Origin of the sequence: Streptomyces varsoviensis, assembly GCF_000718635.1 — a bacterium.
GTDB lineage: Bacteria > Actinomycetota > Actinomycetes > Streptomycetales > Streptomycetaceae > Streptomyces > Streptomyces varsoviensis.
The window spans coordinates 187,852-203,107 of record NZ_JOBF01000033.1; the positions used below are offsets into that span (position 1 = coordinate 187,852).

Below are 15,256 nucleotides of genomic sequence, written 5' to 3' on the forward strand. Positions count from 1 at the left end.
GCTGCTGACCGGCCGAGGAGCGCCCCGAGTGCTTCGCGGGCGTCCGCGAGATCTGGGCGGGCGGCGACATCGCCTCGCCGACGGCGATGCGCCGGGTCCTGGACGCCTGCCCGGGAATCACCGTCGCCAACGAGTACGGGCCGACGGAGACCACGGTGTTCTCCAGCGTCAACCCGATGCGTACGGCCGACGAGGTGCCGGAAGCCGTCGTGCCGATCGGGCGTCCCCTGTGGAACACCCAGTTGTACGTCCTCGACACGGGCCTCCGCGCCGTCGCGCCCGGCGTCAGCGGCGAGCTGTACATCGCCGGCGACGGCCTGGCACGCGGCTACCTGGGCCGGGCGGAGCTGACGGCGCAGCGGTTCGTGGCCGACCCCTTCAAGGAGGACGGCGGCCGGATGTACCGGACCGGCGACGTCGTGCGGTGGCTTCAGGACGGTCGGCTGGAGTTCGTCGGCCGCGTCGACGACCAGGTCAAACTGCGCGGCTTCCGCATCGAACCCGGCGAGGTGGAGGGCGTGCTCGCCGCCCGCCCCGAGGTCGCGCAGGCCGCCGTGGTCCTCCGCGAGGACCGCCCCGGCGCGAAACGGCTCGTCGGCTACGTCGTCCCGGCCGCCGGGACCGGCGTCGACGCGGAGGCGCTGCGCGCCCACGCCGCCGCGTCGCTGCCCGAGTACATGGTGCCGTCCGCGATCGTCCCGCTCGACACGCTGCCGCTCACCCTCAACGGCAAGCTCGACCGCCGGGCGCTGCCCGCACCCGTCTACGGCCCCGAGACCTCCGGCCGGGCTCCGCGCACCCCGCGCGAGGAGCTGCTGTGCGGGCTGTTCGCGGAGGTCCTGGGGGTGGAGCGGGTCGGTGTGGACGACAGCTTCTTCGAGCTGGGCGGGGACAGCATCATGTCCATCCAGCTCGTCAGCCGGGCCCGCCGGGCCGGGCTGGAACTCTCCGCGCGCGATGTCTTCGACCACAAGAGCGCCGCGTCGCTCGCCGCCGCGGTGAGCGACGCCCAGGAGCCGGTGGCGGAGGCGGCGGGCGCCGGGGTCGGCTCCGTACCGTTGACGCCGATCATGCGCCGGTTCGCGGAGAGCGGCGGCCCCGTCGACCGCTTCAACCAGTCGCTCGCCCTGCGCGTGCCCGCCGGGATGGCGGAGCGCGACCTCGTGACCGCCGTGCGGACCCTGCTCGACCAGCACGACGTGCTGCGCATGCGGGTGGCCTCCGGCCCGGGGGACTGGTCGGTGGAGATCGCCGCGCCCGGCTCCGTACGCGCTCGGGACCTGGTGCGGCGCGTGGACGAGACGGGGCTCGACGCGGCGGCGCGCGACGCCCGGCACGTGATGGAGGCGGAAGCGGCGCGCGAGCGCCTGGCGCCCGCCGACGGCGTGATGGCGCAGTTCGTGTGGTTCGACCGCGGCCCCCACGAGCCGGGCCGACTGCTGGTGATGGTGCATCACTTCGCGGTGGACGGCGTGTCGTGGCGGCTGCTGCTGCCCGCCCTCGCCGACGCCTGGCGGGCGGCCGCCGCGGGCCGCGAGCCGGAGCCGCGGCCCGTGGCGACATCCTTCCGCGGCTGGGCCCAGCGCCTGACCGAGGAGGCGCAACAGCCGTCTCGCGTCGCTGAGTTGGAGCGGTGGCGGCAGGTGCTCGACGCCCCTGAACCGATCATCGGCGCGGGACCCTTGGACCCCGCCCTGGACACGTACGGGACGGCGGGTTCCGTGACGCTGCGGCTGCCCGCCGATGTGACCGACGCCCTTCTGACGACCGTGCCCGGCACCTTCCGGGCCGGCGTCAACGACGTCCTGCTGTCGGCGTTCGCGCTCGCCGTCGCCGACTGGCGCGACGGGCACGCGGCAGACGACGACCGGTCCCCGCACGTCCTGGTGGACCTGGAGAGCCACGGCCGCGAGGAGGAAGCGGTCGGCGGCGTGGACGTGGCGGAGACCGCGGGCTGGTTCACCAGCCTCTACCCGGTGCGCCTCGATGTCTCCGGCCTCGACCGCGCGCAGGCGTGGGACGGCGGGCCAGCCGCCGGGACGCTGCTCAAGCGCGTCAAGGAAGAGCTGCGGGCCGTGCCGGACCACGGCCTCGGCTTCGGCCTGCTGCGCTACCTCAACCCGGCCACCGCCGGCGAGCTGGCGGCCCTCGGCGCGCCGCGAATCGGCTTCAACTACCTCGGGCGCGTCGCGGCGGACGGCGCCGCCGAGTCCGCCGACTGGTCCGTACTGGCCGGGTCGGCGGGCAGCGGCGGCACGGACGACGCGCTGCTGCTCACCCACACCGTCGAGCTGAACGCCCTCACCGAGGACGGCGCGCGCGGCCCCGAGCTGGTCGCGACCTGGACCTTCGCCGAACGGCTGCTCGACGAGGAGCGCGTACGCGAACTGGCCGAGGGCTGGTTCCGGGCGCTGCGCGCGCTGGCCGCGCACGCCGAGCGCCCCGACGCGGGCGGGCTCACCCCCTCCGACGTGCCGCTCGCCGCCCTCACCCAGCCGGAACTCGACGGCGTGCTCGCCGCGTACCCGGACACCGCCGACGTGCTGCCGCTCGCGCCGCTCCAGTCGGGCCTCCTCTTCCACGGCCTCTTCGACGAGCAGGCGCGGGACGTCTACACCGTCCAGATGGTCCTGGACTTCGACGGCGCCCTCGACGCGCCCGCCATGCGCGCCGCCGGGCAGGCGCTGCTGGACCGGCACGCCAACCTCCGCGCCGCCTTCCGCCATGAAGGGCTCGCCCACCCGGTGCAGGTCATCCCCGCCGGCGTGGAACTGCCATGGCGCGAGGCCGACTTGACCGAGATGGGCGAGGCGGAGCGGGCCGCCGAGGCCGAACGGCTGCTCGCGGCGGACCGCGCGCTCCGCTTCGACCTGGCCCGGCCGCCGCTGCTGTGCCTCACCCTGCTCAAGCTGGGCGACGCACACCACCGGCTGGTGCTCAGCAACCACCACCTGCTGCTCGACGGCTGGTCGCTGCCCGTCCTCGTCCGTGAACTCTTCCAGTTCTACACGGGCACGGAAGAGCTGCCGCCCGTGCGCCCGTACCGCGACTACCTCGGCTGGGTCGCCGACCAGGACCGGCCCGCCGCCGAAGCGGCCTGGCGCGAGGCCCTGGAAGGGTTCGAGGAGCCGACCCGGCTCGCCCCCGCCGACCGCGCCGTACGGCCCCCGGCCGCCCCCGAACACCTGCGGTTCGCCCTCTCCGAGCAGGCCACGGCCGAGCTGGCGGAGCGGGCCCGTACGCACGGGCTGACGCTGAACACCGTCGTCCAGGGCGCCTGGGCGCTGGTCCTGGCGAGCCTCACCGGCCAGGACGACGTGGCGTTCGGCTTCGTCGCCGCCGGCCGGCCGCCGGAGCTGGCGGGCGTCGAGTCCATGGTGGGCCTGTTCATCAACACCCTCCCGCTGCGCGCCCGGCTGCGCCCCGCCGAACCCCTCGCGGACCTCCTCGCCCGCGTCCAGGCCGAGCAGGCGCGGCTGCTGGACCACCAGCACCTCGGCCTGACGGCCATTCAGCGACAAGTGGGGGCGGGCGAACTCTTCGACACCTCCGTGGTGTTCGAGAACTACCCGCTCGACCGGGGCGCGCTGGACGACCTCGCGGGCCTCGGCGGGCTGCGCGTCACCGACGCCGCGATCAGCGACTCCACGCACTACACCCTGGCGCTCGTCGCCATCCCCGGCGACAGCCTCGGCTTCCGGCTCGACTACCAGAGCGACGTGCTCGACGCGGCGGCCGTACGAACCGTCGCCGACCGTCTCACCCGCGTCCTGGACACCATGCGCATGGACCCGGCCCGGCCCGTGGGCCGCATCGCCCTGCTGACCGACGCCGAGCACCGGAATCTGGTGGCCGACTGCAACGACACCCGGCGCGACGTGCCGGCCGCGACGCTGCCCGCGCTCTTCGAGGCGCAGGCGGCCCGCACCCCCGACGCGCCCGCCACCGCGTCCGAGACCGGCGAGCTGACCTACGCCCAGCTCAACGCCCGCGCCAACCGGCTCGCCCGGCTGCTCGCCGACCGGGGCGTCGGCCCCGAGCGCTCCGTGGCCGTCGCCCTGCCGCGCTCCGCCGACCTCGTCGTCTCGCTCCTCGCCGTCGTCAAGGCCGGCGGCGCGTACCTGCCCGTCGACCCCGACTACCCGGCCGACCGCATCGCCTACATGCTCGACGACGCCGCGCCCGCCCTGATCCTGACGGACACCGCCCGCGCCGCCCGCTTCGGCGCCGCCGACGTACCGCTGCTGCTCGTCGACCAGGCCGACACCAGCGGCTACGACGCCGCCGACCTCACGGACGCCGACCGCGCCGCGCCCCTGACGGCCGACCACCCCGCGTACACCATCTACACCTCCGGCTCCACGGGCCGCCCCAAGGGCGTCGTCGTCACCCACACCGGCCTGGCGAGCCTCGCCGCCGGGCAGATCGACGGCTTCGCCGTGGAGGCCGGCAGCCGCGTCCTGCTGTTCGCCTCGCCCAGCTTCGACGCCGCCGTCTCCGAACTCTGCGTCGCCCTGCTCTCCGGCTCCTGCGTCGTCCTCGCCGCCGCGGACCACCTGCTGCCGGGCGCTCCGCTCGCCGCGCTCCTCGCCGCACAGCGGATCACCCACGCGACGCTCCCGCCCTCGGCCCTCGCGCGACTGGCCGACGACGACCTGCCCGCGGGGATGACCCTGACCGTCGCGGGCGAGGCGTGCCCGCCGCACCTCGTGGAGCGCTTCTCGCCCGGCCGCCGCATGATCAACGCGTACGGCCCCACCGAATCCACCGTGTGCGCCAGCATGAGCGGCCCGCTCGCCGGCCCGGTCGTACCGCCGATGGGCCGGCCCATCGTCAACACCCGGCTCTACGTGCTCGATTCGGCCCTCCGCCCCGCCGCGCCCGGCGTCCCCGGCGAGCTGTACATCGCGGGCGACGGCCTGGCCCGCGGCTACCACCGCCGCCCCGCCCTGACCGCCGAGCGGTTCGTCGCCGACCTGTACGGACCGGCCGGCGCCCGCATGTACCGCACCGGCGACCTCGCCCTGCGGCGCCCCGACGGCGACCTCGAATTCGTCGGCCGCGCCGACAGCCAGGTCAAGATCCGCGGCTTCCGCGTCGAGACCGGCGAGGTCGAGTCCGCGCTCGCCGCCCACCCGGCCGTGGCCCGCGCCGCCGTGATCGCCCGCGAGGACCGCCCCGGCGACAAGCGCCTCGTCGGCTACGCCGTGCCCGTACCGGGAGCCGCCCTCGACCGCGACGCGCTGCGGGCCCGCCTCGCCGAGGCGCTGCCCGACTACATGGTGCCGTCCGCGATCGTCGCCCTCGACGCGCTGCCGCTCACCCCGAACGGCAAGCTCGACCGCAAGGCACTGCCCGCCCCCGACTACGCCCTCGGCAAGACGGGCCGCGCGCCGCGCTCCCCGCAGGAGGAGATCCTGTGCGGGATCTTCGCCGAGGTGCTGGGCGTCGCCCACGTCACCATCGACGACAGCTTCTTCGACCTCGGCGGCCACTCCCTCCTCGCCACCCAGCTCGTCAGCCGGGTCCGCGCCGCCCTCGACGTCGAACTGTCCATCCGTCAGCTCTTCGAGGAACCCACCGTCGCCGGGCTCGCGACGGTCACCGGGGCGTCGGGCGCCGCCCGCGCCGCCCTCGCGCCGAGGGACCGCGGCCACCGCGTGCCCGCGTCCTTCGCACAGAAGCGCCTGTGGTTCCTCGGTCAGTTCGAGGGGCCCAACGCCACCTACAACCTGCCGGCCGCCCTGCGCCTGACGGGCCGTCTGGACCGCGCAGCGCTGCGGCACGCGCTCGACGATGTCGTGGCGCGGCACGAGAGTCTGCGCACCGTGTTCGCCGAGGACGCCGAAGGCCCGTACCAGCGGGTCCTCGACGCCGCCGCCGGTCGACCGGAACTGACGGTCACCGCCGTCACCGAAGAGGCGCTGCCCGAAGAACTGCGCCGCGCCGCCCGCCACGGATTCGACCTCACCACCGAAATCCCCGTACGGGCCACCCTGTTCGAGCTGACCGCCGACGAGCACGTACTGCTGCTGCTCGTCCACCACATCGCGGGCGACGGCTGGTCGATGGGGCGCCTGGCCGCCGACTTCTCCACCGCCTACGCCGCACGCCGCGCGGGCACCGCCCCCGACTGGGCGCCGCTGCCCGTCCAGTACGCCGACTACACCCTGTGGCAGCGCGAAACCCTCGGCGACGAGAACGACCCCGACAGCCCCGTAGCCCGGCAACTCGCCTATTGGAAGAGCGCGTTGGCGAACCTGCCGGAAGAGCTGGAACTGCCCACGGACCGGCCGCGCCCCGCGGCCTCCGCCAACCGGGGCGGCCACCTCGCCTTCGAGGTCCCCGCCGGCCTGCACGCCGCGCTCGCCGCCCTGGCCAAGGAGCGCCGCGCCAGCCTCTTCATGCTCGTCCAGACCGCCCTCGCCACGCTGTACGCACGGCTGGGCGCCGGCACCGACATCCCCCTGGGCACGCCCGTCGCGGGCCGCACCGACGACGCCCTGGAAGACCTGGTCGGGTTCTTCGTCAACACGCTGGTGCTGCGCACCGACGTCTCCGGCGACCCGACGTTCGCCGAGCTGATCGACCGGGTGCGGGAGACGGACCTCGCCGCCTACGCGCACCAGGACGTGCCGTTCGAGCGGCTGGTCGAGGCCGTCAACCCGGCCCGCTCGCTGGCCCGGCACCCCCTCTTCCAGACCTCGCTGACCTTCGAGACCGACCGGCGCCGGGCGCTGGACGCGATCGACGCCCTGCCCGGACTCACCGCCGTGCCGCAGCCGGTGGACACCCGCGTCGCCAAGTTCGACCTCGACTTCAACCTCGCCGAGACATACGGCCCCGACGGCGCGCCCGCGGGTCTCGGCGGCGTCGTGGAGTACAGCACCGAACTCTTCGACCGCGACAGCGTCCAGCGCCTCGTCGACCGGCTCGTCCGCGTCCTCACCGCCATGACCGAGGACCCCGGCCGGCCCGTCGCGGCCGTCGACATCCTCGACCCCGCCGAGCGGCGCCGCATGGTGACCGAGTGGAACGACACGGACGTCGACTTCCCGGCGGACACGGCCGTGCACACGCTCTTCGAGGAGCGGGCGGCGGCGTCGCCGGACGCGGTGGCCGTGGTCTCGGGCGCGCGGTCCCTGACATACGCGGAGCTGAACGCGCGGGCCAACCGTCTCGCGCACCGGCTGATCGGCCTCGCGGATTCGCCGTGCACGCCCCCATCGTCCGCGCCGACGAGGACTTCGCCGACGAGCCCGGCACCGACCCCGGCGTGCCGACCCACGCCCAGCAGCTCGTCTACGCCATGTACACCTCCGGCTCCACGGGCACCCCCAAGGGCGTCGCCAACACGCACCGCAACGTGGTGCATCTGGCAGCCGACCGGTACTGGCGGCGCGGCAACCATGAGCGGGTGCTGATGCACTCGCCGTACGCCTTCGACGCGTCGACGTTCGAGATCTGGACGCCGCTGCTGACCCCGAGTGCTTCGCGGGAGTCCGCGAGATCTGGGCCGGAGGTGATGTTGTGTCACCAGCCGCTGTACGGCGCGTGCTTGACGCCTGCCCGGGGATCACCGTCGCCAACGAGTACGGGCCGACGGAGACCACCGTGTTCTCCAGCGTCAACCCGATGCGTACGGCCGACGAGGTCCCCGAGGCCGTCGTGCCGATCGGCCGCCCCCTCTGGAACACCCAGCTCTACGTCCTGGACGGCTCGCTGCGCCCGGTGCCCGTCGGCGTGAGCGGCGAGCTGTATATCGCCGGAGCCGGGCTCGCGCGCGGCTATCTGGGCCGGGCGGAGCTGACGGCGCAGCGGTTCGTGGCCGACCCCTTCAAGGGGGACGGCGGCCGGATGTACCGGACCGGCGATGTCGTGCGGTGGCTGGAGGACGGGCGGCTGGAGTTCGTCGGCCGCGTCGACGATCAGGTCAAACTGCGCGGCTTCCGCGTCGAGCTGGGCGAGGTGGAGGGCGTGCTCGCGAGCCGTCCCGAGGTCGCGCAGGCCGCCGTGATCCTCCGCGAGGACCGACCCGGCGACAAGCGGCTCGTCGGCTACGCCGTGCCCGTGGCGGGCGCGACCCTCGACCGCGACGCCCTGCGGGCGCACATCGCCAAGGCCCTGCCCGACTACATGGTGCCGTCCGCGATCGTCGCCCTCGACGCGCTGCCGCTCACCCTCAACGGCAAGCTCGACCGCAAGGCGCTGCCCGCCCCCTCGTACGGCATGGAGGCCACCGGCCGCCCGCCGCGCTCCCCGCAGGAGGAGATCCTGTGCGCCGTCTTCGCCGAGGTGCTGGGCGTCGCCCACGTCACCATCGACGACAGCTTCTTCGACCTCGGCGGCCACTCCCTCCTCGCGACCCGCCTCGTCAGCCGGGTCCGCGCCGCCCTCGGCGCGGAACTCGCCATCCGCCAACTCTTCGAGACACCCACCGTGGCCGCCCTGGCCGGGGCGCTCGCGGGGGCCGGCGGCGCGCGCACGGGCGTCACGGCCCGCCCGCGCCCGGAGCGGATACCGCTGTCCTACGCCCAGCAGCGCCTCTGGTTCCTCAGCCACCTCGACGGCCCCGGCGCCGCCTACAACCTGCCCATCGCCATGCGCCTGACCGGCACGCTGGACGCCGAGGCCCTGCGCCACGCCCTCGCCGACGTCGTCGCCCGCCACGAGAGCCTGCGCACCCTCTTCGCCGAGGACGCCGACGGCGGATACCAGGTCGTGCTCGACGCCGCCGACCCGCGCGCCCGCCCGGCCGTCGAGACCGTCGACGTGCGCGCCGACACCCCCGCCGGCCGCCGCGCCCGGCTCGACGCCGCCGCCCGCCGCGGCTTCGACCTGGCCACCGCCGTCCCCGTACGGGCCACCCTCTTCGAAGAGGGCCCCGACCAGCACGTACTGCTCGTCCTCGTGCACCACATCGCCGCCGACGGCTGGTCGCTGCCCGTGCTCGTACAGCACCTGATGACCGCGTACGAGGCGCGCTGCGCGGGCGGTGCCCCCGACTGGGCGCCGCTGCCCGCGCAGTACGCCGACTACGCCCTGTGGCAGCGCGAGCTGCTCGGCAGCGAGGACGACGCCGACAGCGAGATCTCCCGGCAACTCGCCTACTGGACCGACACATTGGCGGACCTCCCCGAGGAGCTGGCGCTGCCCCGGGACCGGCCGCGCCCCGCCACGGCCACCCACCAGGGCGCCCGGATCTCCTTCGACGTCCCCGCCGAGGTGCACCACGGCCTCGCCGACCTCGCCAAGGAGAGTCGCGGCAGCCTGTTCATGGTCGTCCAGGCGGCGCTCGCGACGCTGCTCGCGAAGCTGAGCGGCGCCACGGACATCCCGATCGGCATGCCCGTCGCCGGGCGCACCGACAGCGCGGTGGAAGAGCTGGTCGGATTCTTCGTCAACACGCTGGTGCTGCGCACCGACGTCTCCGGCGACCCGACCTTCGCCGAGCTGACCGAGCGGGTACGGGAAGCGGACCTCGCGGCGTACGCGCACCAGGACGTGCCCTTCGAACGGCTCGTGGACGTCCTCGCGCCCACCCGCTCCATGTCCCGCCACCCGCTGTTCCAGACCGCGCTGACCTTCGAGACGGACCACCGCGGCGCGCTCGACGTGCTCGGCCGCCTCCCCGGCCTCAGCGTCGCCCCGGCCGCCGTCGACACCGGCACCGCCAAGTTCGACCTCGCCTTCTCCTTCACCGAACGTCACACCGGCGAAGGGACGCCCGCCGGACTCACCGGACACCTCGAATACAGCACCGACCTCTTCGACGCGGACACCGCCGTCACCCTGGGGGAGCGGCTGGTCCGGCTGCTGACCGCCGTCGCCGCCGATCCCGGACAGCCGCTGCGCGCGCTTCAGATCATGGACGCCGCCGAACACCGGAACGTCCTCACCGACTGGAACGCCACCGCCCGCGACCTGCCGCGCCACACCCTCGGCGCGCTCGTCGAGACCCGGGCCGCCCGCACCCCCGACGCCCCCGCGGTGCTCGCCGGAGCCGCCGCCCTGACCTACGTCCAGCTCAACACCCAGGCCAACCGGCTGGCACGGCTGCTCATCGAACACGGCGTCGGCCCGGAGACCACCGTCGCCCTCGCCCTGCCGCGCTCCGCCGACCTCGTCGTCTCGCTCCTCGCCGTCGTCAAGGCGGGCGGCGCGTACCTGCCCGTCGACCCCGACTACCCGGCCGACCGCATCGCCTACATGCTCGACGACGCCCGCCCCGTGGTCCTCATCAGCACCACGGCGACCGCCGCCCGGCTCCCCGCCACCCCCGCCCCGCGGCTGCTCCTCGACGACGACCCCGCGATACGGGCGCTGGACGGCGTGGACGGCCGCGCCGACGACGACATACGCGACACCGAGCGCACCGCGCCGCTGACGGCCGACCACCCCGCGTACGTCATCTACACCTCCGGCTCCACGGGCCGCCCCAAGGGCGTCGTCGTCACCCACGCCGGCCTCACCAGCCTCGGGGCCACCCAGCGGGAACGGCTGGCCATCGACGCCGACAGCCGCGTCCTGCAACTCTCCTCGCCCAGCTTCGACGCGGCGGTCATGGAACTCCTCATGGCCTTCCCCGCCGGCGCCGCCCTCGTCGTACCGCCCGCCGGCCCCCTCGCCGGCGAGGAACTGGCCGACATCCTGGACGACCGACGTATCACCCACGCCCTGATCCCGCCGACCGTGCTGGGCAGCGTCCCCGAACGCGCGCTGCCGCACTTCCGCACCCTCGTCGTCGGCGCCGAGGCGTGCCCGGCGGAGCTCGTCGCCCGCTGGTCGCCCGGCCGCCGGATGGTCAACGCCTACGGCCCGACCGAGGCGACCGTCGCCGCCACCATCAGCGCCCCCGTCCACGGCCCGGCCCTGCCGCCCATCGGCGGCCCCGTCGCCAACACCCGGGTGTACGTGCTCGACGCGGCGCTCCAACCGGTCGCGCCCGGCGTCGCGGGCGAGCTGTATATCGCGGGCGGCGGCCTGGCCCGCGGCTACCACGGGCGCCCCGGACTGACCGCCGAGCGGTTCGTCGCCGATCCGTACGGGCCCGCCGGTGCCCGCATGTACCGCACCGGCGACCTGGCCCGCTGGCGCGGGGACGGCGTGCTCGACTACGCCGGGCGCGCCGACGACCAGGTGAAGGTCCGCGGCTTCCGCATCGAACTCGGCGAGGTCGAGGCGGCCCTGTCGGCCCACGGCGGCGTCGCCCGGAGCACCGTCCTGGTCCGCGAGGACCGGCCGGGGGAGAAGCGGCTCGTCGCCTACCTCGTGCCCACCGGCACGGCGGCCCCCACCACCGGCGAACTGCGGGAATTCCTCGCCGCCACACTGCCCGACTACATGGTGCCCGCCGCTTTCGTGACCCTCGACGCCCTGCCGCTCACCCCGAACGGCAAGCTCGACCGCAAGGCGCTCCCCGCCCCCGAATACCGGACCGAACTCGCCGGCCGGGCCCCGCGCACCCCGCGCGAGGAGCTGCTGTGCGGGCTGTTCGCCGAGGTCCTGGGGGTGGAGCGGGTCGGTGTGGACGACAGCTTCTTCGAGCTGGGAGGGGACAGCATCATGTCCATCCAGCTCGTCAGCCGGGCCCGCCGGGCCGGGCTGGAACTCACCGCGCGCGACGTCTTCGACCACAAGACGGTCGCCGGACTGGCCTCGGCCGTCGCGGTCGCCCGGGGCGCGGTCGCCGAAGCGCCGGGCGCCGGGATCGGCCCCGTACCGCTGACCCCCGTCATGCACTGGCTCGCCGAACGCGGCGGCCCCCTCGACCGCTTCAACCAGTCGACGGTCCTCCAGGCGCCCGCCGGAATGGCGGAGCGCGACCTGGTGACGGCCGTGCAGACCGTCCTCGACCAGCACGACACACTGCGGCTGAAGGTCGTCACCGCGCCCGCCCCGGCCGACTGGACGATGGAGGTCGCCACGCCCGGCTCCGTACGGGCCGAGGAGTGCGTGCTCCGCGTCGACCAGCACGGACTCGGCGACGCGGCGCGCGGCGCCCAGTACGCGGCCGAGGCGGACGCGGCCCGCGACCGGCTGTCGCCCGCCGACGGCGCGGTGCTCCAGGTGGTGTGGTTCGACCGGGGCCCGGACGAGCCCGGCCGACTGCTGGTGATGGTGCATCATTTCGCGGTGGACGGCGTGTCCTGGCGGGTGCTCGTGCCCGCCCTGGCCGACGCCTGGCGGGCCGCCTCGGCGGGCCGCGACGCCGAGCCGGAGCCGGTGGCGACCTCCTTCCGGGGCTGGGTCCGCCGCCTGGTCGAGGAGGCCGACCAGCCGTCGCGGCGCGAAGAACTGGAGGTATGGCGCGCCGCCCTCGGCGGCCCTGACCCCGTCATCGGCGCCGGGCCGCTCGACCCTTCGCTGGACACGTACGGGTCGGCGGGTTCCGTGACGCTGCGGCTGCCCGCCGCTGTGACGGACGCCCTTCTGACGACCGTGCCCAGCACCTTCCGGGCCGGCGTCAACGACGTGCTGCTGTCGGCGTTCGCGCTCGCCGTCGCCGACTGGCGCGGCGATGACCGGTCCTCCGATGTCCTCGTGGACCTCGAAGGCCACGGCCGCGAGGAGGACGCCGTCGGCGGCGTCGACGTCTCCGCCACCGTGGGGTGGTTCACGAGCGTGTACCCCGTGCGGTTGGATGTGTCGGGGCTGGACCGCGCCCAGGCGTGGGCCGCCGGGCCCGCCGCGGGCGCGCTGCTCAAGCGCGTCAAGGAACGGCTGCGGGCCGTGCCCGACAACGGCATCGGCTACGGCCTGCTGCGGTACCTCAACCCGGACACCGCCCGGGAACTGGCCGGTCTCGGCGCGCCGCAGCTCGGCTTCAACTACCTCGGCCGATTCGCCACGGCCACAGCCACGACCACAGCCGCGGCCTCGGGTGCCGGTTCGACCACGACCGAGGCCGCGACTGAAGCCTCGGCGGCCGCCCGGTCCGCCGACTGGGCCCTCACCCCGGAAGCCGACGGCAACGCCCCGGGCACCGACGACAAGATGCCGCTCCCGCACGTCCTGGGCCTCAACGCCCTCACCGAGGACGGCGAGCGCGGCCCGGAGCTGGTCGCGTCCTGGACCTTCGCCGAGCGACTGCTGGACGAGAAGAGCGTGCGGGAACTGGCCGAGGGCTGGTTCCGGGCGCTGACCGCGCTGGCCGAACACGCCGAACACCCCGACGCGGGCGGGCTCACCCCCTCCGACGTCGGCCTCGGCTCGATCACGCAGCACGAGATCGATGAATTCGAAGACGACCTGGTAGCCGAGTGGGAGATCTGAACGTGAGCCGACAGTCGCGGGTAATCGAGGACATTCTGCCGCTGTCCCCGTTGCAGGAAGGGCTGCTCTTCCACAGCGTGTACGACGAGGCGGCACCGGACGTATACACCGTCCAGCTCGTGTTCCACCTGGACGGGGAGCTGGACCACGAGGCGATGCGGGCCGCCGGCGGCGCGCTCCTCCAGCGCCACTCCAACCTCCGGGTCGCCTTCCGGCAGCGCAAGACCGGCGAATGGGCCCAGCTCGTCGCCCGCACCGTCCCGCTGCCCTGGGCGGACGCCGACCTCAGCGCCATCGCCGACGAGACGGAGCGCACCGCCGAGGCCGACCGGCTCGTCGCCGCCGACCGCGCCCGCCGCTTCGACGTGACCCGACCGCCGCTCGTACGGTTCCTGCTGGTCAAGCTCGCCGAGCGGCAGCACCGGCTGGTGCTCTCCATGCACCACACCCTCCTCGACGGCTGGTCCCTGCCCGTCCTGCTGCGCGAGTTCTACGCCCTCTACATCAGCCGCGGCGACGCCAGTGGCCTGCCCGAGGCCCGGCCCTACCGCCACTACCTCGACTGGCTGGCCGCGCAGGACCGGCCGGCCGCCGAACGGGCCTGGCGGGAATCGCTCGCCGGACTGACCGAACCGACCCGCATCGCCCCCATGGACGCGGGCCGGCTGCCGACCGCCCCGCGACGGCACGAATTCGGACTCACGGAAGAGGCGACGGCCGCGCTCGTCGAACGCGCCCGCGCCCACGGCCTCACCCTCAACACCGTGGTCCAGGGCGCCTGGGCGCTGGTGCTCGGCCGCCTCACCGGCAGCGACGACGCGGTGTTCGGCGTCACCGTCTCCGGCCGCCCCGCCGATCTGCCGGGCGTCGAGGACATGGTGGGACTCTTCATCAACACCCTCCCGCTGCGCGCCCGGCTGCGCCCCGCCGAACCCCTCGCACGGTTCCTCGCGCGCGTACAGGAGGAGCAGTCCCGGCTCCTCGACCACCAGCACCTCGGCCTCGCCGACATCCAGCGCCAGGCCGGCATCGGCGAACTCTTCGACACCTCCCTGGTCTTCGAGAACTTCCCGCTCGACCAGGCCCGCGAACAGACCGGCGCGGCCCCCGGCGGACTCCGGGTCTCCGCCGCCGAAAGCACCTCCGCCAACCACTACACGCTCAGCCTTGTGGCGATGCCCCACTCCAGCCTGGGCTTCCGCTTCTTCTACCAGCCCGACCTGCTGAGCGAGGCCGACGTCGAGACCATCGGCGACCGCCTCCTCCAGGTCCTCGACGCCTTCACCGCCGACCCTGACCTCCCGGTCGGCCGTACGGGCGTACTCCGCGACGACGAACGCCACCAACTGCTGGACGGCTGGAACGACACCGCCCGCGAGGTCCCGGCCGCGACTCTTCCCGAACTCTTCGAGGCGCAGGCGGCCCGTACTCCGGATGCTCCGGCGCTCATGGAGGGTGATACGTCCCTCACTTACGCGGAGTTGAATGCCCGCGCGAACCGGCTGGCGCGGGCGTTGGTGGGCCGTGGTGTGGGTCCGGAGCAGTTTGTGGCGATTGTGCTGCCGCGGTCGGCGGAGAACGTGGTGGCGATGCTGGCGGTGCTCAAGGCGGGTGGCGCGTACGTGCCGGTCGATCCGGAGTATCCGGATGAGCGCATCGCCCACATGCTGGCGGATTCCCGGCCGGTGCTCACGCTCACCGAGGAGGAGATCGGCTCTCTCGTGTCCGACGGCGTGTCGGACGACGATCTGGGGCGTGTCCCTGCTCAGTCCCATGCCGCGTACATGATCTACACGTCCGGTTCGACGGGTGTGCCGAAGGGTGTGGTGGTGGAGCACCGTTCGCTGGGCGCGTATCTGCTGCGGGCGCGTGAGGCGTACGGGGAGGCGGTGGCGGGGGTGTCGTTGGTGCATTCGCCGCTGGCGTTCGACCTGACGGTCACGGCGCTCTACACGCCGCTGGTCAGTGGTGGGTGTGTGCG

At 74.3% G+C, this 15,256-nt stretch carries 1 protein-coding gene and 3 pseudogenes; all 4 read left to right on the forward strand.

What is annotated here, in order from left to right:
- Nucleotides 1-11: 11 nt before the first annotated feature.
- Nucleotides 12-7,193, forward strand: a pseudogene (locus tag IF55_RS39590) (amino acid adenylation domain-containing protein); the annotation flags it as partial.
- A 116-nt stretch (nt 7,194-7,309) separates the two neighbouring features.
- Nucleotides 7,310-7,416: pseudogene (locus tag IF55_RS41010) on the forward strand (AMP-binding protein); the annotation flags it as partial.
- Nucleotides 7,417-7,521: 105 nt separating this feature from the next.
- Nucleotides 7,522-13,275 (forward strand): annotated as a pseudogene (locus IF55_RS39595) (amino acid adenylation domain-containing protein); the annotation flags it as partial.
- Nucleotides 13,276-13,277: 2 nt separating this feature from the next.
- A partial coding sequence (locus IF55_RS32525; RefSeq protein ID WP_157854620.1) for a condensation domain-containing protein occupies nt 13,278-15,256 on the forward strand: 1,979 nt, incomplete at its 3' end.